Origin of the sequence: Modestobacter versicolor (assembly GCF_041028285.1) — a bacterium.
In the GTDB taxonomy this organism is placed as follows: Bacteria; Actinomycetota; Actinomycetes; order Mycobacteriales; family Geodermatophilaceae; genus Modestobacter; species Modestobacter versicolor_A.
Map to the genome: position 1 here is coordinate 654,549 of NZ_JABGDB010000001.1, position 22,340 is coordinate 676,888.

Genomic DNA, 22,340 nt, shown 5'->3' on the forward strand with positions numbered 1-22,340 from the left:
CTGCTCGCCCCGGCCCTGCCGGTCGCGGTGTCGTGGGGGACGGTGGCGGGGGCGGCGGTCGCGGCGGCGTTGCTGCTGCGCGGCCGGCGCGGCGTGCCGGGCACGGTGCTGGCCGGGTGCCTGGCGGTGCTCACCCTCGCGGGCGCGGTCGCCGCAGTACGTGGGCAGGCCCGGGCGGACTCGCCGCTGCCCGTGCTCGCCGCCCGGGGCGCCGTGGTGACCGTGGTCGTCGAGCTGTACGACGACCCGCGCGTGCTGGCCGGCGCCGGCGGACCCCGGGTGCTGGTGGACGCCCGGGTGACCGAGGTCGAGGGGCGGAACGGCGGCGGCGGGGCAGTGCTGCTGTTCGGGCCGGCCGAGGAGTGGTCGGAGCTGCTGCCCGGCCAGTCGGTGCGGGTGCGCGCCGCCGTGCGCGCCGCCGAGCCCGGCGACGAGGTGCTCGCGGTGCTCTCCACCCGAGGGCCTCCCGATCTCGTCGGCGGTCCCGGCCGGGTGCAGCAGGGCGCCGGCGAGCTGCGCGCGGGTCTGGCAGCGTCGGCCGCCCGGACGCTGCCGCCCCGGCCGGCCGGGCTGCTCCCCGGGCTGGTCGTCGGCGACACCAGCGCGATGGACCCGGCGCTGGTGTCGGAGTTCCGCCGGGCGGGCCTGGCCCACCTGACCGCCGTCTCCGGCGCCAACGTGGCGATCGTGGTGGCGCTGGTGCTCTGGCCGCTGCGCGCTCGCGGCAGCGACCGGCGGGTGCAGGCCGCCGTCGCCGCGCTGGCGATCGTGGGGTTCGTGGTGCTGGCCCGGCCGGGCGCCAGCGTGCTGCGCGCGGCGGTGATGGGCGGGGTGGCGCTGCTGGCGCTGGCGTCGGGGCGGTCCCGGGCCGCGGTGCCGGCGCTGTCGGCCGCCGTCGTGCTCCTGCTGGCAGCCGAGCCTGCGCTGGCCACCGACGCCGGCTTCGTCCTGTCGGTCGCCGCCACCGCGGGCATCGTGCTGCTCGCCCCCACCTGGTCGCGGCAGCTGCGGCAACGGCGGGTGCCCCGCCCGGTCGCCGACGCCCTCGCCGTGAGCGCGGCGGCCGGGCTGGTGACCGCACCGCTGGTGGCCGCGCTGTCCGGCATCGTCAGCGTCGTCTCGTTGCCGGCCAACCTGCTCGCCGCACCGGCGGTGGCCCCGGCGACCGTGCTCGGCCTGCTCGCGGCCCTGGTGTCCCCGGTCCTGCCCGGTACCGCGGACGTGCTGGTCTGGCTGGCCGGGTGGCCGGTGCGCTGGCTGGTCACCGTCGCCGAGCGGGCCGCCGCCGTGCCGGACGGTGCGGCCGGGTGGCCCGCCGGCGCCGGGGGAGCCGTGCTGCTCGGGCTGCTGCTCGCCGCCGCCGGCTGGTCGCTGGTCCGCTGGCCCCTGCTGCGCCCGCTGGCGCTGGCCGCCCTCGTCGGGCTGCTGGCCCTGGGCTGGCCGGTCCGGCAGGTCGCCCGGGGGTGGCCGCTGCCGGACACCGTGGTCGTGGTCTGCGACGTCGGGCAGGGGGACGCGCTGGTGCTGCCGACGGCCCCGGGGGAGGCGGTGCTGGTCGACGCCGGCCCCGACGGCGCGCTGGTCGCCGGCTGCCTGGACCGGCTCGGCGTGCGGCGGCTGCCGCTGGTGCTGCTCTCGCACCTGGACGCCGACCACGTGGGCGGCCTGGCCGGGGCGCTGGCCGGCCGCCGGGTCGACGTGGTCGCCACCGGGGCGCTCGCGCCGACCGACGAGCGGGCGCCGGCGCTGGACCGCGCAGTCGCCGCCGCGGACGCGGAGCACCAGGTGCTCACCCCGGGACAGCGCCGCACGGTCGGCCCGGCCGACCTGGAGGTGCTCGCACCCGACCCCCGCCGGGCCACCGCCGGTGCCGAGCCCAACGACCTCAGCCTGGTGGTCAGGGCCACCGTGCGCGGTGTGCGGGTGCTGCTCACCGGCGACCTCGGCGCGGGAGCCGAGGCCGGGCTCGTCGCGGCCGGCACGGACCTGTCCGCCGACGTGCTGAAGGTGCCCCACCACGGCAGCGCCGACGTCGACGCCGGCTTCGTCGCGGCCAGCGGGGCGGCGGTGGCCGTGGTGTCGGTCGGCTCGGACAACAGCTACGGCCACCCCGCCGCGCGACTGCTCGACCTGCTCGCCCACGAGGGCATGCGCACCTACCGCACCGACCGGGACGGCGACGTCGCGGTGGTCGGGCGCGCGGGGGAGTGGGGGGTCGCGGTGCGCGGCCCGGACGTCGTCCAGCGGGCGACGGCGAGCGCGGCAGGTGGGACGCCGGCGGCGATCACGGGTCGACCCGCGCACCCCGCAGCGGCCCGGTCCCGTCGGTCCCGCGTGACAGCATGGACCTGTGGCAGCACCCCAGGCAGCAGCGCCCGCACCGACGTCGCGGCTGCGGGTCGTCGTGGGCGAGGAGGAGCTGCTGCGCGCCCGGGCCGTGTCGGCGGTGCGGGTAGCGGTGCGCGAGCGCCACCAGGACAGCGAGGAGCACGAGCTGGCCGCAGCCGGCCTGCCCCTGGGCGACCTGGCCGAGGTGCTGGCGCCCTCGTTGTTCGGCGGTCACCGGCTGGTCGTCGTCACCGGCGTGCACGAGGCGGCCGCGGCGCTCACCGACCAGCTGCTGGCCTACGTGAAGGACCCGGACCCGGAGCTGACGCTGGTCGTCGTGCACCACGGCGGCAAGCGGAACGAGGCGCTGGTCAAGGCGTTCAAGGCGGCCGGGGCCGCGGTCGACGAGTGCCCGAAGATCAGCTCGGCCGGCGAGCGCATCGCCTTCGTGCGCAACGAGGTGCGGCACGCGGGCGGGAAGATCACCCCCGACGCGGCCACCGCGCTGCTGGACGCGGTCGGCAACGACCTGCGCAACCTGTCGGCGGCGGCCAGCCAGCTGGTGTCGGACTTCGGTGGCCTCGTGGACGCCGACGCGGTCGCCCGCTTCCACCGTGGGCAGGCCGAGGTCACCGGTTTCACGGTCGCCGAGCGGGTGCTGGTCGGTGACTCGGCCGGGTCGATCGAGATGCTCCGCTGGGCGCTGGACCGGGGGGTCGCGCACGTCCTCATCGCCGACGCGCTGGCCGACGGGGTCCGCACCGCGGCCCGGGTGGCCTCGCTGAACACGACCAACATCGGCGAGCTCGCCCGCCAGCTCAAGCTGCCGCCGTGGAAGGTGAAGAAGGCCCAGGGGCAGGCGCGGGGCTGGTCGATCGATGCCCTGCAGCAGGCGATCGGGGTGGCGGCCGAGCTGAACGCCGACGTCAAGGGCGCCGCGGCGAGCGCCGACTACGCCCTCGAGCGCGCCGTGCGCCGGATCGTCGCGATCCGGGCGGCCGGCGCCACCGGACGGGGCGATCGGCTCCGCTCCGGCCGCTGACCGGACCGGCCGCTGACCGGACCGGCCTCCCGGACCGGCCTGCGGGGCGGCTCAGACCCGCGGCGTCAGCCGGGTGGACGGGTCCCGGCACCATTCCTCCACGGCGGGCCAGCGCCCGTAGCCGGCGTCCAGGTCGAGGTGCGCGGCGCCCGGCAGGACGTCGGTGTCCAGGCCGAGCCCGGCGAACACCGCCGCCGCCCCACCGGGGCAGTAGGGGTCGTCGTCGGCGGCGGCCAGCCGGGTCGTCGTGGCCGCGCGGGCCAGCGCGGCCGGGTCCTGGGGCACGGAGGCGAAGCCGGCCACCTCGGGGTACCCGGCCAGCACCTCGGCCGACGGCGGGGCCACCAGCAGCACCCGGTCGACCCGCTCCCCGGCGCCCAGCGCGCTGGCCACCGACAGCCACAGCCAGCAGGCGAGCGAGTGGGCCACGACCACCCGCTCGCCCGAGCCCAGCTGTGCCAGCTCGGCGCGCACCAGCGCGGTCCAGTCGGCCCGCGACGGCGCGTCGGGGGAGGGGAACTGCGGGTACAGCACCTGCTCACCCTCGGCGCGCAGCGCCTCGGTCAGCTGCCACTGCCAGTGCCCGACCGGCCGGTGGTTCTGCCAGCCGTGCAGCACGAGGAACCGTCGTCCCACGGTGTGCTCCTCCCCGGATCGTCGTGACGGGCCGCCCGGGCCCCGGAACAGCGACGAGCCCCTCTCCCGGCGGGGGAGAGGGGCTCGTCGTCGAGCGGAGGGTGCAGCCTCAGAGGCTGGCGACCTTCTTGGCCAGCGCCGACTTGCGGTTCGCAGCCTGGTTCTTGTGGATGACGCCCTTGCTGGCAGCCTTGTCCAGCGCCTTGCTGGCGACCTGGAGAGCGGTCACGGCCGCGTCCTTGTCCCCGGCGTCGGCGGCCGTACGGAAGCGCCGGACCGACGTCTTCAGGGCAGACCGGACCGCGACGTTGCGCTTGCGCGCGAGCTCGTTGGTCTTGATCCGCTTGATCTGGGACTTGATGTTCGCCACGCGTGAGCCTCGGGTGATCGGAGGGAGGTGTCTGACAGTGCGTCCACCGCGCTCGCGAGCGCACTGCGGACCGGCCTCACAAGATACCAGCCCCACCGGGTCGGCCCAACCGGCGCAGGTGGGCCCCCGCCCGACCCGCCGCGCTGCGCCCCCCGCGCCGCCGCCCGGGCCCGGGCAACGGGCCGCCCGGCCCGGGCAATGGCTGGACGCACGCGCGGGGCATGGGACCATGGGGGCACTGTGACGACTCCTGCCTCCACCGATCCCGCCCGGATCCGGAACTTCTGCATCATCGCCCACATCGACCACGGCAAGTCGACGCTGGCCGACCGGATGCTCGAGGTGACCGGGCTGGTGGAAGGGCGCAACATGCGCGCCCAGTACCTCGACCGGATGGACATCGAGCGAGAGCGCGGCATCACCATCAAGGCGCAGAACGTCCGCCTGCCGTGGACCCCGCGCTCGGGCGAGGACACCACCACCGAGTTCGTGCTCGACATGATCGACACCCCCGGCCACGTCGACTTCACCTACGAGGTTTCCCGGTCGCTGGCCGCCTGCGAGGGCGCGGTCCTGCTGGTCGACGCCGCCCAGGGCATCGAGGCGCAGACGCTGGCCAACCTGTACCTGGCGCTGGAGAACGACCTCACGATCATCCCGGTGCTCAACAAGATCGACCTGCCCGCTGCCCAGCCGGAGAAGTACGCCGCCGAGCTCGCCCACATCATCGGCTGCGACCCCGACGACGTGCTGCGGGTCAGCGGCAAGACCGGCCAGGGCGTGCCGGAGCTGCTCGACCGGATCGTCCAGGAGATCCCCGCACCGACCGGCGAGGACGACGGCCCCGCGCGGGCGATGATCTTCGACTCGGTCTACGACATCTACCGCGGCGTCATCACCTACGTACGGGTCGTCGACGGCCGCATCTCCGCCCGCGACAAGATCAAGATGATGTCGACCGGAGCGACGCACGAGCTGCTGGAGATCGGCGTCATCTCGCCCGAGCCCAAGCAGGTCGACAGCCTCGGCATCGGCGAGGTCGGCTACTTCATCACCGGCGTGAAGGACGTCCGCCAGTCCCGCGTCGGCGACACCGTCACGCTGCAGCACAAGCCGGCCACCGAGTCGATCGGCGGCTACCGCGACCCCAAGCCGATGGTCTACTCCGGTCTGTACCCGATCGACGGCAGCGACTACCCGCTGCTGCGCGAGGCGCTGGACAAGCTGCTGCTCAACGACGCCGCGCTCACCTACGAGCCCGAGACGTCGGCCGCCCTGGGCTTCGGCTTCCGGGTCGGCTTCCTCGGCCTGCTGCACCTGGAGATCGTCCGGGAGCGGCTGGAGCGCGAGGCCGGCATCAGCCTGATCTCCACCGCCCCCAACGTCGTCTACCGGGTGGTCATGGAGGACGGCTCCGAGGTCACCGTCACCAACCCCAGCGACTGGCCCGGCGGCAAGATCGGCACCATCTACGAGCCGATCGTCAAGGCCACCATCATCGCGCCGAGCGACTACACCGGCGTGATCATGGAGCTGTGCCAGGGCCGCCGCGGGCAGCTCGGCGGGATGGACTACCTGTCCGAGTCCCGGGTCGAGCTGCGCTACACGCTGCCCCTCGGTGAGATCATCTTCGACTTCTTCGACGCGCTGAAGTCCCGCACCCGCGGCTACGCGAGCCTGGACTACGCCGAGGCCGGTGAGCAGGTCTCGAAGCTGGTGAAGGTGGACATCCTGCTGCAGGGCGAGGCGGTCGACGCGTTCTCCGCGATCGTGCACACCGACAAGGCCTACAGCTACGGCGTGCTGATGGCCGGCAAGCTGCGCGAGCTCATCCCGCGCCAGCAGTTCGAGGTGCCGATCCAGGCCGCCGTCGGCTCCCGGGTGATCGCCCGCGAGACGGTCCGCGCCATCCGCAAGGACGTGCTGGCCAAGTGCTACGGCGGTGACATCACCCGCAAGCGCAAGCTGCTGGAGAAGCAGAAGGAGGGCAAGAAGCGGATGAAGATGGTCGGCCGCGTCGAGGTCCCCCAGGAGGCGTTCGTCGCCGCGCTCTCCACCAACGAGTCGACCGCCAGCAAGCCCAAGTGAGCGGCCGGGTCGAGGCGGTCTGCGTCTCCGGCAGCGACCTGCTGCCGCTGCCGGACAAGCGCCCGGACCGCTCGGGCATCGACAAGCGCCCGGTGACCGGCCGGGTCGCCGTCCACGAGCTCGGTCTGGACGGCGACGTCCAGGTCAACCGCCGGCACCACGGCGGGGAGGGGCAGGCGGTCTACGCCTACGCCCAGGACGACGCCGACTGGTGGGCCGCCGAGCTCGACAGGGAGCTGCTGCCCGGCCGGTTCGGCGAGAACCTGCGCACCACCGGCCTGGACCTGCGCGGCGCCGTCCTCGGCGAGCGCTGGTCGATCGGCACCGCGCTGTTCGAGGTCACCGCCGGGCGCACCCCGTGCGCGAACTTCGCCCGCTTCTGGGGCGTCCCGGACCTGGTCAAGCGGTTCGCCGCGCACGGCGCCACCGGGGCCTACCTGCGCGTGCTGCAGACCGGCGAGGTCGGCGCCGGCGACCCGGTCGAGGTCGTCGCCCGGCCCGGCCACGGCATCACCGTGGAGACCGCCTTCCGGATCGCGACCACCCAGCAGTCGCGGCTGCCCGAGCTGGTCCCCGCGCTGCACCACCTGCCGGTCAAGGACCAGCCGAAGCTGCAGGCGAAGATCGACCGTCGGCTCGCCGCCCGGGTCTGATCCGGCCGCCGCGCTACTGTCCGCCGCGGGGTCCGGCCAACCGCCGGACACGACGGGGGAGGTCCGGTTGTCGCACCGCCGCGCACGCACCACGGTGCTCGCGCTCGTCCTGCTCCTGGCGCCGGTGGTCACCGCCTGCAGCAGCGAGCCCGAGGAGTCGGCGACCGACCTGCTGGACCGCGCCCGGACGACGCTGGACGAGGCAGCCACCGCGCACTTCGTGCTCGACAGCGAGGGGGCGCCGTCCACCGGCACCACGCTGGTCGGCGGGGAGGGCGACATCGCCCGGCCGGCGTCCTTCGCCGGCGTCCTCGAGGTGACCGCGCTGGGCGGCACGATCGAGGTCGACGTCGTCTCGGTCGACGGCACCGTCTACGCCCAGCTGCCCTTCGCGCAGTCGTACAGCGTGGTCGACCCGGCGCAGTTCGGCGTCGGTGACCCGGGGGCGCTGCTGGACCCGGACACCGGCATCTCCCAGCTGCTGGCCGGCGCGCAGGAGGCCGCGCTGGGGGAGGAGCGCCGGGTGGACGGCGAGGTGGTCCGCGAGGTCACCGCCACCATCCCCGGCGACCTGGTCGAGCAGGTGCTCACCAGCCAGGACCCGGCGCAGGACGTGCGGGCGCGGATGTCGATCGCCACCGGCAGCGGGCAGCTGCGCGAGGTGGAGCTGACCGGGCCGTTCTTCTCCGCCGACGCCGACGGCACCTACACCGTCGCGCTCAGCGACCTCGGGGCCGATGTCCAGATCAGCGCACCGCCCACCAGCTGACCTCCCGGCGCCGGCGGTGCCCCGGGCGGCGCTGGTCGTCCTGGCGGCGCTGGCGGTCCTGGTCACCGCGGCCGACACCTACGTCGTCGTCCTGGCGCTGCCCGACGTCCTGACCGGGGTCGGGGTCGGCCTGGACGAGCTGCAGCGGGCCACCCCGATCATCGGGGGGTTCCTGCTCGGCTACACCGCCACGCTGCCGCTGCTCGGCCGGCTGGCCGACCTGCGCGGCCGGGTGCCGGTCCTGGTGGGCTGCCTGCTGCTCTTCGCGCTGGGCTCGCTGCTCACCGCCACCGCCACCGACCTGGGGCCGGCCGTGCTGGGCCGGGGGCTGCAGGGCGTGGGCGCCGGCGGCCTGGTGCCGGCGACGCTGGCCCTGGTGGCCGATCGCTGGCCGCCGGAGCGGCGGGCGCTGCCGCTGGGCGTGGTCGGCGCGGTGCAGGAGCTCGGTGCGGTGCTCGGGCCGCTGGCCGGCGCGGCGGTGCTCGCCGTCGCCGACTGGCGGGCGATCTTCTGGCTGAACCTGCTGCTCGGCCTGGCCCTCGCGCTCGGCGTGCTGGTCACCGGCCGGGCCCGCCGTCCGGACGCCGTGGGGCTGGTGCTCGCGGTCGTCGCGGCGACCGCCCTCGGGCTGCGGCTGGCCGAGCCGCCCGCGCTGGCCGAGGACGTCACGCTCGGCCTGCTCTACGTGCCGGTCGCCGGGGTGACCCCGCTGGGATGGGTCGCAGTGCTCGCCGCCGCGGCGCTGGTGGCCCGCAGCCTGCAGCACCCGGCGGGTGCGGTGCTGCCGCTGCGCGGGCTGCCGGGCCTGGCCCGCGAGCTGGACCTGGTCGGGTCGGCGCTGGTCGTCGTCGCGCTGGGCACCCTGGTGTGGGCGTTCGCCGCCGCCGACCCGGCCACCGAGGTCGTCGCGCACGGCGGCGTGCTGCTGCCGGTCGCCGCGGCGGCCGCCGTCGCCTTCGTGCTCTGGGAGCGCCGCACGCCGGACCCGGTGCTGCCGCTGGCGGCGCTGCGCCCGGTCGGCGCCTGGGGCGCCCTGCTGGTCAACCTGCTGGTCGGGGTGGCCCTGGTGGCCGCGCTGGTCGACGTCCCGCTGTTCGCCCGGTCGCTGGGTGGCGCCGACCAGCTGGGCGCGGCGCTGGTGCTGGTCCGGCTGCTGGTCGCCGTCCCCGTCGGCGCCGTCCTCGGCGGCCTGCTGTGCCGGGTGGTCGCCGCGCGGGGTGTGGCCGCCGGCGGTGCGGCGCTGACCGCGGTCGCGCTCGCGGCGATGACCCGCTGGGACGCGCAGGCGCTGGACGGCGTCGGCTCGACCGTGGTGCTGGCTGCGACGGGCCTGGGCTTCGGGCTGGCGATCGCACCGGTGAACGCCGTCCTGCTCGCGGCCACCCCGCCGGCGGTGCACGGGAGCGCCGGGGCGCTGTCCGTCGTCGCCCGCACCGTCGGGATGCTCGTCGGGCTGGCGCTGCTCACCGCGGTGGCGCTGCGCCGGTTCACCGCCGAGGTCGGCCGGCTCGGCTCGCCGTTCGAGCTCTGCCCGCAGACGCCGACCGACTGCGCGGTCTACGAGCGGGGCACCGACGCCGCCGTGCTGACCCAGCTGCACACGGTGTTCGCCGGCGCCGCGGTCGCCGCCGGGCTGGCCGCGGTCGCTGCGCTCGTGCTGCTGCGCGCGCCGCGGGTCAGAGGGTGAAGACGATCTTCCCGGCGGTGCGGCCCTCGAGCATCCGTGCGAAGCCGTCGCGGGCCTCGTTCAGCGGCAGCTCGACGTCGATCTGCGGGCGCACGCCGGTGATCCGGCACATCTGGATGAGGGCGTCGAGCTCGTCGCGGGTGCCCATCGTGGAGCCGATCACCGACAGCTGGGTGAAGAAGACCCGGTTCAGCTCGGCGCCGGGGTTGAAGCCGGTGGTCGCCCCGCAGGTGACGATGACGCCGCCGGGCTTCAGCGACTTGACGCTGTGGCTCCAGGTGGCCTCGCCGACGCTCTCCATCACGCCGTCCACCCGCTCGGGGAGCCGGGCACCGGTCTCGAAGGCCTGGTCGGCGCCGAGCGCCAGCGCGGCCGCGCGCTTCTCCTCGGTGCGGCCGGTCACCCACACCCGGTAGCCGGCAGTGCTGCCCAGCCGGACGAGCGCGGTCGCGACGCCGCCGCTGGCGCCCTGCACCAGGATCGTGGAGCCGGGGCGCAGGCCGGAGCGGACGAACAGCATCCGGTAGGCGGTCAGCCAGGCGGTGGGCAGGCAGGCGGCCTCGGCGAAGCTCAGCTCGGCGGGCTTGGGGACGACGTTCCGCGCCGGGACGACGACCTGCTCGGCCATCGTGCCCTGGTGGACCTCGGAGAACAGCGACCGCTTGGGGTCCATCGTCTCGTCGCCGGTCCACCCGGGGCTGGCGATGACGCCGTGCACGACGACCTCGTTGCCGTCCGGGTCGAGCCCGGCCGCGTCGGTGCCCAGGACCATCGGCATCCGCTCCTGGGGCAGGCCGATGCCCTGCAGGCTGAACAGGTCGTGGTGGTTGAGCGAGACGGCCTTCACCGTCACCGTCGTCCAGCCGTCGGGCGCCTCCGGCTCGGGGCGGTCGCCCACCTCCAGCACCGACAGCGGGTCGTCCGGGGCAGGGGTGGAGACGAAGGCGGCGAGCATGCGTCGCAACGTAACCGAGTGCCCGTCCCGGTGCGACGCCGGTCACCATCGGGCGGAAATGGCCATGGTCGCCCCGGTGGGGAGGGGCGGACATGGCCATGATCGCCGCGACGGGTCGGCGGACGACGACGGCTGACCCCTGGCGCGCGACGAGCTCGCCGATGACCGGGGCGCCGGGCACCTCGCCGCCGAGCAGCAGCCCACCGGAGGTCTGCGCGTCGGCCAGCGGCAGCGTCTCGTCCTCGCACTCTGCGGCCGGGGTCGTCCCCACCGCCGGGCGGCGGTGGGGACGACGTGCCGCCCGTCAGCGCAGGGCGTGACCGTCGGCGTCGAAGACCAGCACCTCGGCCAGCTGGACGTGGAGCTCGAGCACCGCGCCGTCCTGCAGGTCCTGGCGCTTGTCCAACCGGAACACCATGTGCTCGGCCGTCCCTCCGGCGCCCTCGACCAGCCCGACCGGGTCGACGTAGGCGAACACCTCGGAGCCCAGCCGCTCCACGCGGGCCACCCGCACGGTCAGCCGGTCGTCCCGGGCGGACGGCCCCGCGGACCCGACCACGTCGGCGCCCTCCGGCCGGATCCCCACGGTGACCCGGTCGAGGGAGCGCGCCCCTCCCGCGGCGGGGAGCGGCACCTGCAGCGACTCCATCAGGACGGCCCGCCCGTCGCGGACCGGCACCCCGGTGACGAGGTTGATCGCCGGGGAGCCGATGAAGCCGGCCACGAACGTGTTCACCGGCCGCTCGTAGAGGTCGATCGGCGTGCCGACCTGCTGGAGCTGCCCGTCGCGGAGGACGACCACCCGGTCGCCCATGGTCATCGCCTCCGTCTGGTCGTGGGTGACGTAGACGGTGGTGGTGCCCAGCCGCTTCTGCAGGCTCGCGATCTCCGCCCGGGTGGAGACCCGGAGCTTGGCGTCCAGGTTGGACAGCGGCTCGTCCATGCAGAAGACCTTGGGGTCGCGCACGATCGCCCGCCCCATGGCCACCCGCTGCCGCTGGCCGCCGGACATCTTGGCCGGCTTGCGGTCCAGCAGCTCCTCCAGCTGGAGCACCCGCGCCGCCTCGGCGACCCGGGTGCGGATCTCGTCCGCGCCGACGCCGAGGTTCTTCAGCGCGAACGCCATGTTCTCCCCGGCCGTCATGTTCGGGTACAGCGCGTAGCTCTGGAACACCATCGCGACGTCGCGGTCCCGCGCCCGGCGTCCGGTGACGTCCTGCCCGTCGATGAGCACCCGCCCCGAGTCGATGGGCTCCAGACCGGCGAGCATCCGCAGGCTGGTCGACTTGCCGCAGCCCGACGGGCCCACGACGACGAGGAACTCGCCGTCCTGGACCTCCAGGTCCAGCCGGTCCACCGCCGGCCGGTCGGCCTGCGCGAACGACCGGGTCACCTCGTCGAAGGTCACCGACGCCATGCCGGGCACCCCCTCCCCGTCCAGCGGAGGCCGGTCACAGCTTGGGCTCGATGTCCCGCTCGAACACCGTCGTGGACTCCTCTTCCAGCTCTCCGAAGACCGTCTGGACGTCTTCGCCGCCGATGGTGATGCGGTCCAGGGCCGCCCCGATGCGCGCGCCGCCACCGGGGAGGAAGACCCGGGCGTAGTCCTGGGACTGGGTCACGTCCAACTGCTCCAGCGCGGTGCGGGCGTTCGGCCGCTCCTCGAGGAAGGTCTGGGTCGCCGGGTCGTCGACGGCGTCCTTGCGCACCGGCATGTACCCGGTGGCCTGGGTGAAGGTGATCGTGTTCTCGGTGTTCGTCAGGAAGGCGAGCAGCTCCATCGCCTTCTCCTTGCGCTCGTCGGAGATCCGCTGCGGGATGGCGAGGCCGGCGCCACCGGTCGGGCACCCGGGGGGCGGGCCCGGCAGGAAGGCGGTGCCGAAGTCGAAGCCGGCGGTCTCGGACAGCCCGCCGAGTGAACCGGTGGACTGCAGCAGCGAGGCGGCCTGGCCGGCGCCGAACACGCTGTTCGGGTCGTTGTTGATGGCCAGGTGCCCCTGCTTGAACTGGTCCTGCAGGTACTGCCCGGCCTCGAGGGACTCCGGCGAGGTGAAGGTCGGCGTCCACTCGTCGGAGTAGGCGCCGCCGAAGGTCCAGATCATCCCCTGGAAGTGCCAGTCGAGGTAGTTGCTGCCGTCGGGCAGCGCCAGGGGCGGGATGCCCGGGTTGGCGGACGCCAGCCGGGGCGCCCACTCGGCGAACTCCGCCCAGGTCTCCGGCCCGCGGTCGGGCAGCCCGGCCGCAGCCCACATCTGCTTGTTGTAGTAGAAGAGCGGCGTCGACCGGGCGTAGGGGAGCGCGTAGTTCTTCCCGTCGAACTCGTAGTCGGAGACGAGGGACTCGACGTAGCCGTCGACGTCCAGGTCAGCAGCCGACCACAGGTCGTTCATCGGGGTGATCGCCTCGTTGAGGGCGAAGTTGAACCAGGTGACGTCCGAGGCCACCACGAGGTCGGGCAGCTCGCCGCCGGAGAGGGCGGCGTTGAACTTCTGCGCGACCTCCTCATAGGTGGCGCCCGCCGTGACCAGCTTGACGGCGATGCCCGTCTCGGCGGTGAAGGCATCGAGCAGCTCGGTCTCGACCGGCTTGGACTCACCCGGGTGGTTGGACCACATGGTGAGGCTCTCGACGGGACCGTCCTCGCCGGCGTCCTCGGAGGAGCCCGTGCCGGCGCAGGCGGCGAGGCCGGCGGCGGTGAGGGTGATGCCGGTCAGCTGGAGGAACCGTCGGCGGTCGAGCTCGGTCATGGTGGTACTCCCGTTCATCCGGTCAGTGCGCAGTACGTGCAGTTCGGTGGTGGCGGTGGGGAGAGCGCCCCGGTGGCTCAGCCCTTGACCGCCCCGGCGGTGAGTCCCTTGATCATGTGCCGCTGCAGCAGCAGGAAGATCACCAGGATGGGCAGCATGGTGATGACCGTGCCGGCCATGACCGGGCCCCAGTTGGTGAGCCCGGCGGTGTCCTGCAGCTGGGCGAGCCCCACCGGTAGCGGCGCGGTGGAGGAGTCATCGGCCATCAGCAGCGGCCAGAGGTACTGGTTCCACTCGTTGACGATGGTGATGAGCGTGAAGGCGATCAGCGTGGGCCACGACATGGGCAGCACGACCCGCCACAGCATCTTGACCGGTCCGGTCGCGTCCATCTCCGCCGCTTCGATGATCTCCTTGGGCAGCGACAGGAAGTGGTTGCGCATCAGGAAGGTGCCGAACGCGACCCCGGCCAGCGGCACGATGATGCCGGTGAAGGTGTTCCGCCAGCCGAGCTGGGCGACCAGCGCGTAGTTGCTGATCACGGTCACCTGGTTGGGGACCATCAGGCTGGCGATGACGAACAGCAGCACGAGGGTGCGGCCGGGGAAGCGCAGGAAGGACAGGGCGAAGGCGGACAGCACCCCGAGCGTGACCTCGACGACGGTCAGCACCGTCGTGATGATGATCGAGTTCCGCAGGTAGTCGGTGAACGAGACGCCGGTGCCGACCGCCTGGAAGTTGTCGCTGGTGAACGGGTCGGGCAGCCAGGTGACCGGAACCGTGTAGATGTCCGGGCGCTCCTTCAGCGCGGTCACCAGGATCCAGTACAGCGGCAGGGCGACGAGCACGACCACCAGCAGCAGCCCGAGGTACCCACCCACCCGGGACAGCGGGCTGGTCCGCTGGTGCGGTGCGGTGTCGGCGTGCGTCCCGCGCCGGGGTGCGGCGTCGGTCTCCGGTCGGGGGGCGACGGTGGTCACGACTCCCGCCCCCGCTCCATGACGCGGACCTGGACCAGGGTGATGACGAGCAGCGCGAGGAACATGATGGTGGCCACGGTGGCGCCGTAGCCGGCCCGCTGGTTCACAAAGGTCTCCTGGTAGATCTGGTAGACCATCGTCGTCGTGCCGTTGCCGAGCGGTCCGCCGCGGGTCATGACGCTGATGACGTCGAAGACCTGGAAGCTGTTGAGGAGCACGGTGATGAGCAGGAAGAACGTCGCCGGCCGCAGCTGCGGCCAGGTGACCTGACGGAACTTCGTCCAGGTCGAGGCGGCGTCGATCTCCGCGGCCTCGTCCAGCTCGACCCGCCGCGCCTGGAGCGCGGCGAGGTAGATGACGAAGGTGTACCCGAGGTTCTTCCAGATGTAGGTCACCGTGACCATGAACAGCGCCCAGTCCGGGTCCTGGTAGAACTGCGGCGCGTCGATCCCCATCCTGGCCAGCAGGTCCTGCACCAGGCCGAAGGTCGGGTCGAAGACGAACTGGAAGGCCACCCCGACGGCGGCCCCGGCCAGCACGAACGGGGCGAACACGAGGGAGCGCACCGCGTTGCGGCCGAAGAGCTTCTGGTCCAGGAGCAGGGCCAGGACCAGGCCGAGCACCATCGTGCCGATGACCGCCGACCCGGTGAAGACGACGGTGTTCCACAGGACCTGCCGGCTGGAGTCGCTGGTGAACCACTCGACGTAGTTGTCGAAGCCGATGAAGGACGCGGTGGGGGAGGAGATGTTCCAGCTGGTGAAGGACAACCGGATGTTGTCCAGCAGCGGCCGGTAGGTGAAGACCGCCAGCAGCACCAGGTTGGGCACCAGGAAGGCAGCGGCGATGAGCAGGTCGCGGCGCCGGTTGCCGGGCGGGTTCGCCGACCTCCTGACCCGGGTCGGGCCCTCGGACGGCGGGACCGGGACGGGTGCCGTGACCGGCGCAGCGGACATCGGCTCGGCGCTCACAGGCGAGGACCCTGTCCGGAGCTGGTGAACGAGGAGTGGATCCCCGGCTCCGGAGAGCAGCCCCAGCGGTGAACAGGCCCGCTGTCTTGCCGTCCCAGGACCCGTTCAGAGGTGCTCACGGCGAGAAGATAACTCCCGGACCGTGACGTGGCCCACAGATGCGCCCGAGTCGTCCGGGGCGGGCCCGGGTCCGCCCCGGACGGCGACTCAGCGGACGACGACGGCGAACTCCTGCTGGGCGACGAACTCGCCGATGACCGGGGCGCCGGGCACCTCGCCGCCGAGCAGCAGCCCACCGGAGGTCTGCGCGTCGGCCAGCAGCAGCGCCTCGTCCTCGGACACGGCGGACAGGTCGGCGTACGGGCGCACCCAGTCCAGGTTGCGGCGGGTGCCGCCGGAGACGTACCCGTCTGCGACGGACTGCCGGGCGCCGGCCAGGTAGGGCACCGCGGCGGCCTCGACGACCGCGGTCACCCCGCTGGCCCGGGCCATCTTGTAGAGGTGCCCGAGCAGGCCGAAGCCGGTGACGTCGGTCCCGGCCCGCACCCCGGCGGCGACGGCGGCGACGGACGCCGCGGCGTTCAGCCGGCTCATCGAGTCGACCGCCTCGGCCGACACCTCGCCGGTCGCCTTCATCCGGTTGTTCAGCGTCCCGACGCCCAGCGCCTTGGTCAGCGAGATCGGGGTGCCGGCGGTGGCCGCGTCGTTGCGGATGAGCGCGTCCGGGTCGACCAGGCCGGTGACCGCCATCCCGTAGGTGGGCTCGGGGGAGTCGATGGAGTGCCCGCCGCCGACGTGGCAGCCGGCGGCCTGGGCCACCTCCAGCCCGCCGCGGAGCACCTCGGCGGCCAGCTCCATCGGCAGCACGTCGCGCGGCCAGCCCAGCAGGTTCACCGCGACGACCGGCGTGCCGCCCATCGCGTAGACGTCGGAGAGGGCGTTGGCCGCGGCGATCCGGCCGAAGGTGTAGGCGTCGTCGACGACCGGGGTGAAGAAGTCGGTGGTGAGCACCAGCCCCTGACCGCTCGCCAGCCGGACCACCGCGGCGTCGTCCCCGTCGTCCAGGCCGACCACGAGCTCGGCTGCCGGGTCGGTGGGGCCGGTGTGGGTCAGCCCGGCGACCACCGCCTCCAGCTCGCCGGGCGGGATCTTGCAGGCGCACCCGCCGCCGTGCGCGTACTGGGTGAGCCGGACGGGGAGCGTGGTCGTGGTCACGCCTCAGGAATGTAGGCCCCGGCCGCCCGCGCCCGGGACGACGGCCTGCGGTGCGGCCTGCGGTGGGGCCGGCGGGACCGCGCCTCGCCCCGCTGGGCCACGGCCGACCGCGGCCGGTGCCGCCCGGCACGCCGGCCGGGGTGGGTCCTAGGCTCACCCGTGGAGACGTCAGGGTGTCTGGTGACCTCCGCGGCCTCTAAAGCCGACGTGGCCGAGCATCTCGGTCAGGCGGGTTCGATTCCCGTCCGTCTCCGCCAGTCGTCCGCGGGGCCGGCCTCCCCGGGCCGGCCCCGCACCGGCGCCGCGGCCCCGGGAGTCAGCGTCCTAGGCTGGCCCGATCATGACCGGAGACCCCCGCCGTTCGGTTCCCCGCACCGACGCCGTGCTGGCCGAGCCGCCGGTGGCGGCCGCGGCCGGGCGGCTGGGCCGCGAGTTGGTGAAGGCCGCGGTGCAGGCAGCGCAGCAGCGGGTCCGGGACGGCGACCTGTCCCCGGACGGCGTCGTCCCCGCGGTGCTCGCCGCCCTGCCCGGCACCGCGAGCAGCCTGCGCCCGGTGCTGAACGCCACCGGGGTCCTGGTGCACACCAACCTCGGCCGGGCGCCGCTGTCGCCCGCGGCGGTGGAGGCGGTCGTCGCGGCCAGCGGCACCACCGACGTCGAGCTGGACCTCGGCACGGGCCGGCGCGGCCCGCGGGGCGAGGGGGCGCTGTCGGCGCTGCTGGAGGCGGTGCCCGCCGCCGGTGCGGCCCTGGTGGTGAACAACTGCGCCGCCGCGCTGGCCCTGGTGGCCACGGCGCTGGGCGGTGAGCTGGTCATCGCCCGCGGTGAGCTGGTCGAGATCGGCGACGGCTTCCGCATCCCGGACCTGCTGGTCAGCACCGGCGCCCGGCTGCGCGAGGTGGGGACGACGAACCGGGTCTCGGTCGCCGACTACACCGACGCGGTCGGCCCGGACACCGGTGCTGTGCTCAAGGTGCACCCGTCGAACTTCGTCGTCCGCGGGTTCACCCGGGCCGTCGAGGTGGCCGAGCTCGCCCCGGCGCTGGCCGGCACCGGCGTCCCGCTGGTCGCCGACGTGGGCAGCGGGCTGCTGCGGCCGCACCCGCTGCTGCCGCACGAGCCGGACTTGCAGACGACGCTGGCCGCCGGTGCCGACCTGGTGCTGTGCAGCGGCGACAAGCTGCTCGGCGGGCCCCAGGCGGGCCTCGTGCTCGGCCGCGCGGACCTGGTCCAGCGGCTGCGCCGGCACCCGCTCTACCGCGCGCTGCGGGTCGACAAGACGGTGCTGGCTGCGCTGGAGGCGACGCTGCGCGGGCCGGTGCCGCCGGTGAGGCAGATGCTGGGCGCCGACGTCGCCGGGCTGCGGTCCCGGGCGGGAGCTGTCGCTGCCGCGCTGCAGGCCGGCGGGGTGGGGGCCGCCGTCGTCGACTCGACCGCGCGGGTCGGCGGGGGAGGGGCGCCGGAGTTCCCGCTGCCCAGCGTGGCGGTGGCCGTGGACGTGCGGTTCGCCGAGCCGCTGCGGCTGGCCCCGGTGCCGGTGGTCGGCTACGTGGAGGAGGGCCGCACGCTGCTCGACCTGCGGAGCCTCGCGCCGGTCGACGACGAGGCGCTGGTCGCCACGGTGCTGGAGGTGTCCCGACGGTGGACGTGATCGCGACCGCCGGTCACGTCGACCACGGCAAGTCGACGCTGGTCAAGGCGCTCACCGGGATGGAGCCCGACCGCTGGGAGGAGGAGCGCCGGCGCGGGCTGACCATCGACCTGGGCTTCGCCTGGACGACGCTCGCCTCGGGGCGCCGGCTCGCCGTCGTCGACGTGCCCGGCCACGAGCGCTTCGTCGGCAACATGCTGGCCGGCGTCGGCTCGGTGCCCGCGGCGCTCGTCGTCGTCGCCGCGGACGACGGGTGGTCCGCGCAGACCGCCGAGCACGTCGCGGTGCTGGACGCGCTGGGCGTGCGCACCGGGCTGCTCGCGGTCACCAAGGCCGACCTGGCCGACCCCGCCCCGGTGCTCGCCGACGCGCTGGACCGGCTGGCCGGGACGTCGCTGGGCCGGGTGCCGGCGGTGGCGGTGAGCGCGCGGTCCGGGGAGGGGCTGCCGGAGCTGTCCGACGTCCTCGAGTCGGTGCTCGCCGGGCTGCCCGCCCCCGACCCGGCGGCCCCGGTGCGGCTCTGGGTCGACCGCGCGTTCACCATCCGCGGGGCCGGCACGGTGGTCACCGGCACGCTGGCCGCCGGCACGGTGACCACCGGCGACCGGCTCGACCTGGGCGGCCGCCCGGTGACGGTGCGCGGGCTGCAGTCGCTGGGCGCGGCCGTGGACTCCGCCACCGCCACCGCCCGGGTGGCGCTCAACCTGCGCGGTGTCGCGGTGGAGGAGATCGCCCGCGGCGACGCCCTGCTCACCCCCGGTGCGTTCCGGCGCACCGCGGACCTCGACGTCTCCCTGGTCACGCCGGTGGAGGAGCGGCTGCCGGCGGAGCTCGTCGTCCACGTCGGCTCGGCGACCGTCGCCGCGCGCGTGCGGCCGCTGGACGGCGCCGCGCTGCGGTTGCGGCTGGCCGAGGAGCTGCCGCTGCGCGTCGGCGACCGGCTGCTGCTCCGCGACCCCGGGGCGCGGCGGGTGTTCGGCGCGGACGTGCGGGACGTCGACCCGCCCGAGCTGCGCCGCCGGGGCGCGGCCCGGTCGCGGGCCGCGGAGCTGGCCGAGCAGCCGCTGGGCGAGGCCGGCGCACGCGCGGACCTGGTGCGCCGGCGGTTCGTGCGCCGGGCGGACTTCGTGGCGATGGGCTGGCCGGTGCCGGCCGAGGCGACCGCCGTCGGGCCGTGGCTGATCGCGCCGGGGCTGGCCGACGAGCTGGCCGCCCGGGTGCCGCAGGTGGTCGCCCGGTACCGGCAGCTGCGGCCGCTGGAGCCCGGCCCGCCGATCGCGGTGCTGCGCTCGGCCCTGGAGCTGCCCGACGCCGAGCTGGTGCCCGCGGTGGTGCGGGAACCGCTGGCGCTACGCGACGGCCGGGTGGTCTCCGGTGGCGCCGCGCTGCCGCCGGAGGTGCAGCGGGCCGTGGACACGATCCGCGCCCGGCTGGCCGAGGCGCCGTTCGGGGCTCCCGAGGCCGGTGACCTGGCCGCGGCCGGGCTCGGGCCGCGGGAGCTGGCCGCCGCGGCGCGCGACGAGCAGCTGGTGCGGATCGCCGAGGGCATCTACCTGGCGCCGGGCATCGCGGAGCTGGCGCGGGACCGGCTGGCCGGACTGGCTCAGCCGTTCACCCTGAGCGACGCCCGCAAGGCATGGGAGACCACCCGTCGGGTCGCCGTCCCGCTGGCCGAGTGGCTCGACGCCCGCGGCGTCACGGTGCGCCAGCCGGACAACACCCGCCGGCTGCGCTGACCGGCGCGGCGGCCGCGGTCAGCTCTGGACGCCGCCGACCGCCGGCACGTCGAGGTCCCTGGCCGGCTCGGGTGGTCGCGACCTCCGTGTCCCGGCCCGCGTCGGGGGCCAGGTCAGGGGACGGAGCCGTGCAGGGCGGTCCGCCACGCCTCGGCGATCTCGGTCTCGACGACCTGGATTGTGCCGGCGTCCGAGGTCTCGACCAGCTCCTCGCGCTGCACCCGCTCGGGCAGCTCGCGGAACCGGGCCCGGGGGTCCACCACCTCGCTCATGCACCGAGCATCGCGCGCCGGCCCCGACCCGACAAGAGGTCCGCGGCGGGTAGAGCCCTGCCCACAGCAGTGGGCAGGGCTCTACTGGCGGCGGGGACATGCCGCTGCGCCTCCTCGAGCCCTGCCCACAGGAGTGGGCAGGGCTCGACCGTGCGGGGGTCAGTCGCCGGCCGGCACCCAGCGGGCCGGGCGCTTCTCGCGGAACGCGGCGATCCCCTCCTGGCCCTCCTCGCCGGCGAAGAACCGCGCCGACAGCTCCAGCAGCTCCGGCACCTGGGCGGCCAGGTCGGTGCCCGAGCGCAGCAGCCGCTTGGTCTCGGCCAGCGCGGACGGCGCCCCGGCGGCCAGCGCGGTCACCTGCGCGGCGACGGTGGCGTCCACCTCGTCGTCGGCCACCGCCAGGTCGACCAGCCCGCCGCCGGCCGCGGTCGCCGCGTCGAACACCTCGCCGGTCAGCATCAGCCGGTGCACCACGTTGGCCTGCATCCGCGGCCGGCAGACCAACGAGATCACCGCCGGAACGAGGCCGATCCGGACCTCGGTGAAGGCGAACGTCGCGCTCGCCCCCGCCACCACCACGTCGCAGGCCGCGGCGAGCCCGACGCCACCGGCCCGGGCCGGCCCGCGGACCACGGCCAGCACCGGCTTGGGCGCCGACCAGATCAGCTGCAGCAGGTCGGGGAACTCCTGCACGCCCTGGTCGGCCGCGGAGCCGCCGGCCGCCTCGGACAGGTCCATGCCGGAGCAGAACACCCGGCCGGTGTGGTCGAGCACCACCACCCGGACGGCGTCGTCGGCGAGGGCCGCGGTCAGCGCGGCCCGCAGCTGCGCGCGCATCGCGCGGGAGAGGGCGTTGCGGTTGGCGGGGGAGTCCAGGGTCAGCCGGGCGACCCCGGCGGACACCTCGACCCGGAGCACGCGGTCGGCGTCGGTCGCGGAGGTCACGCCGTCATCTTGCCGGGAGCAGTCACACTGGGAGCAGCGATGACGACCACCCTGCCTCTGCTCGGCCAGAGCCCCGCCCTGCCGGCCGCCCCCTCGATGCTCCCCGCCGCCGCCCGCGAGGGCCTGGCCGGCACGCCGTTCGGGCTGTACGTGCACGTCCCGTTCTGCGCGACCCGCTGCGGCTACTGCGACTTCAACACCTACACCTCCGACGAACTCGGCCCCGGCGCCAACCGCAGCGAGTACGCCGGCACCGCGATCGCCGAGCTGCGGCTGGCCGCCGAGGTGCTCGGGCCCGACCGCCCGGCGGTGCAGACGGTCTTCGTCGGCGGCGGCACCCCGACCCTGCTGCCCGCGGACGACCTGGTCGCGGTGCTGGACGCCGTCCGCGAGCTCTTCCCGGTCGCCCCGGACGTCGAGGTGACCACCGAGGCCAACCCCGAGTCGGTCACCCCGCGGTCGCTGGCCACCCTGCGGGCCGGCGGCTTCACCCGGATCAGCCTGGGCATGCAGTCCGCCGCCCAGCACGTGCTGGCCGTGCTGGACCGCCGGCACACCCCCGGCCGCGCCGTCCAGGCCGCCGCCGAGGCGCGGGCGGCGGGCTTCGAGCACGTGAACCTCGACCTGATCTACGGCGCACCGGGGGAGACCGACGCCGACTGGCAGGCCTCGCTGGACGCCGTGCTGGCCGCGCCGGTCGACCACGTCAGCGCCTACGCGCTGATCGTCGAGCAGGGCACCCGGCTGGCCCGCCGGGTCACCCGCGGCGAGCTGCCGATGCCGGACGACGACGTGCTGGCCGACCGTTACGAGCAGGCCGACCGCGCGTTCGGCGGCGCCGGGCTCGGCTGGTACGAGGTGTCGAACTGGGCCCGGGACCGCGCGGCCCGCTGCCGGCACAACGAGCTGTACTGGGCGAACGCCAACTGGTGGGGGATCGGGCCGGGGGCGCACTCGCACGTCGGCGGGCTGCGCTGGTGGAACGTCAAGCACCCCGCCGCCTACGCCGACCGGCTCGCCGCCGGACTGCACCCGGCCGCGGACACCGAGCTGCTCACCCCGGCCGACCAGGCGCTGGAGCGGGTGATGCTCGGGCTGCGGCTCCGCGACGGGCTGCCGTTGACCGCGTTGAGCGAGGCAGGCGGGGTCCGGGCGGCCGACGCCGTCGTCCGGGGGCTGCTGGAGGCCGGACCGCACACCGACGGCCTGGCCGTGCTCACCGACCGCGGCCGGCTGCTCGCCGACGCCGTCATCCGCGACCTGACGGACTAGACGAAGGACCCCGCTGCCCCCAC

Annotated in this window: 18 protein-coding genes, 1 tRNA gene and 1 pseudogene; 10 read left to right on the top strand and 10 right to left on the bottom strand. The window is 75.0% G+C overall.

What is annotated here, in order from left to right:
• Positions 1-492 precede the first annotated feature (492 nt).
• Positions 493-2,019 (top strand): annotated as a pseudogene (locus tag HL054_RS03360) (ComEC/Rec2 family competence protein); the annotation flags it as partial.
• Between the two features lie 439 nt (positions 2,020-2,458).
• Entirely contained in the window at positions 2,459-3,370 is a 912-nt protein-coding gene (holA, locus tag HL054_RS03365; RefSeq protein WP_369137309.1) for a DNA polymerase III subunit delta, read from the top strand.
• Between the two features lie 51 nt (positions 3,371-3,421).
• Here holA and HL054_RS03370 read toward each other — a convergent pair whose 3' ends face one another.
• Positions 3,422-4,006 (bottom strand): RBBP9/YdeN family alpha/beta hydrolase, encoded by a 585-nt coding sequence (locus HL054_RS03370; protein WP_369137310.1) that lies wholly within the window; start codon positions 4,004-4,006, stop codon positions 3,422-3,424.
• 109 nt (positions 4,007-4,115) lie between these two features.
• Complete coding sequence (gene rpsT, locus HL054_RS03375; RefSeq protein WP_369137311.1) at positions 4,116-4,376, bottom strand: 30S ribosomal protein S20; 261 nt, start codon at positions 4,374-4,376, stop codon at positions 4,116-4,118.
• 240 nt (positions 4,377-4,616) lie between these two features.
• On the opposite strand from rpsT, the gene lepA reads away from it, so the two are divergent.
• The 4 genes from lepA to HL054_RS03395 all read left to right on the top strand — a co-directional run bounded on the left by lepA (position 4,617) and on the right by HL054_RS03395 (position 9,573).
• Complete coding sequence (lepA, locus tag HL054_RS03380) at positions 4,617-6,464, top strand: translation elongation factor 4 (RefSeq protein ID WP_440347912.1); 1,848 nt, start codon at positions 4,617-4,619, stop codon at positions 6,462-6,464.
• The gene (locus HL054_RS03385) at positions 6,461-7,117 is read left to right on the top strand and encodes an MOSC domain-containing protein (RefSeq protein ID WP_369137313.1); all 657 of its coding nucleotides are present in this window, start codon (positions 6,461-6,463) and stop codon (positions 7,115-7,117) included. Before lepA ends, HL054_RS03385 begins: the two co-directional genes overlap by 4 nt.
• Before the next feature lie 67 nt (positions 7,118-7,184).
• Positions 7,185-7,886, top strand: a complete 702-nt coding sequence (locus HL054_RS03390; RefSeq protein WP_369137314.1) for an LppX_LprAFG lipoprotein — start codon at positions 7,185-7,187, stop codon at positions 7,884-7,886.
• Positions 7,855-9,573: an MFS transporter gene (locus tag HL054_RS03395; protein ID WP_369137315.1), complete on the top strand. Its 1,719-nt coding sequence runs from the start codon at positions 7,855-7,857 to the stop codon at positions 9,571-9,573. Before HL054_RS03390 ends, HL054_RS03395 begins: the two co-directional genes overlap by 32 nt.
• Here the strand turns inward: HL054_RS03395 and HL054_RS03400 are convergent.
• From HL054_RS03400 to selD, 6 genes are all read right to left on the bottom strand, one after another.
• A complete protein-coding gene (locus HL054_RS03400) occupies positions 9,563-10,528 on the bottom strand; it encodes a zinc-binding dehydrogenase (RefSeq protein ID WP_369137317.1) in 966 nt (321 codons plus the stop codon). The genes HL054_RS03395 and HL054_RS03400 overlap by 11 nt on opposite strands.
• 304 nt (positions 10,529-10,832) lie before the next feature.
• Positions 10,833-11,945 carry an ABC transporter ATP-binding protein gene (locus HL054_RS03405; RefSeq protein ID WP_369137318.1) on the bottom strand — a complete coding sequence of 371 codons (1,113 nt, stop codon included), beginning with the start codon at positions 11,943-11,945 and terminating at the stop codon, positions 10,833-10,835.
• Between the two features lie 34 nt (positions 11,946-11,979).
• The gene (locus tag HL054_RS03410; RefSeq protein WP_369137320.1) at positions 11,980-13,275 is read right to left on the bottom strand and encodes an ABC transporter substrate-binding protein; all 1,296 of its coding nucleotides are present in this window, start codon (positions 13,273-13,275) and stop codon (positions 11,980-11,982) included.
• 77 nt (positions 13,276-13,352) lie between these two features.
• The gene (locus HL054_RS03415; protein ID WP_369137322.1) at positions 13,353-14,255 is read right to left on the bottom strand and encodes a carbohydrate ABC transporter permease; all 903 of its coding nucleotides are present in this window, start codon (positions 14,253-14,255) and stop codon (positions 13,353-13,355) included.
• Entirely contained in the window at positions 14,252-15,226 is a 975-nt protein-coding gene (locus HL054_RS03420; protein WP_369137323.1) for a carbohydrate ABC transporter permease, read from the bottom strand. The genes HL054_RS03415 and HL054_RS03420 overlap by 4 nt, the downstream gene beginning before the upstream one ends.
• 207 nt (positions 15,227-15,433) lie before the next feature.
• On the bottom strand, positions 15,434-16,441 hold the full coding sequence (gene selD / locus HL054_RS03425; RefSeq protein ID WP_369137324.1) for a selenide, water dikinase SelD: 1,008 nt from the start codon (positions 16,439-16,441) through the stop codon (positions 15,434-15,436).
• Positions 16,442-16,602: 161 nt separating this feature from the next.
• Between selD and HL054_RS03430 the strand changes: the two genes are divergently transcribed.
• The 3 genes from HL054_RS03430 (at position 16,603) to selB (ending at position 19,828) form a co-directional block, all read left to right on the top strand.
• Positions 16,603-16,698, top strand: a tRNA-OTHER gene (locus HL054_RS03430).
• Between the two features lie 83 nt (positions 16,699-16,781).
• Entirely contained in the window at positions 16,782-18,092 is a 1,311-nt protein-coding gene (gene selA / locus HL054_RS03435) for an L-seryl-tRNA(Sec) selenium transferase (protein WP_369137326.1), read from the top strand.
• Positions 18,083-19,828 carry a selenocysteine-specific translation elongation factor gene (gene selB / locus HL054_RS03440; protein WP_369137327.1) on the top strand — a complete coding sequence of 582 codons (1,746 nt, stop codon included), beginning with the start codon at positions 18,083-18,085 and terminating at the stop codon, positions 19,826-19,828. Before selA ends, selB begins: the two co-directional genes overlap by 10 nt.
• 113 nt (positions 19,829-19,941) lie before the next feature.
• Here selB and HL054_RS03445 read toward each other — a convergent pair whose 3' ends face one another.
• Together HL054_RS03445 and HL054_RS03450 are read right to left on the bottom strand one after the other, a co-directional pair.
• The gene (locus tag HL054_RS03445; protein WP_369137328.1) at positions 19,942-20,100 is read right to left on the bottom strand and encodes a hypothetical protein; all 159 of its coding nucleotides are present in this window, start codon (positions 20,098-20,100) and stop codon (positions 19,942-19,944) included.
• Positions 20,101-20,259: 159 nt separating this feature from the next.
• Positions 20,260-21,045 (bottom strand): enoyl-CoA hydratase-related protein, encoded by a 786-nt coding sequence (locus HL054_RS03450; RefSeq protein WP_369137329.1) that lies wholly within the window; start codon positions 21,043-21,045, stop codon positions 20,260-20,262.
• Positions 21,046-21,084: 39 nt separating this feature from the next.
• Between HL054_RS03450 and hemW the strand changes: the two genes are divergently transcribed.
• A complete protein-coding gene (gene hemW / locus HL054_RS03455; protein WP_369137330.1) occupies positions 21,085-22,317 on the top strand; it encodes a radical SAM family heme chaperone HemW in 1,233 nt (410 codons plus the stop codon).
• The last annotated feature ends 23 nt before the right edge of the window (positions 22,318-22,340 follow it).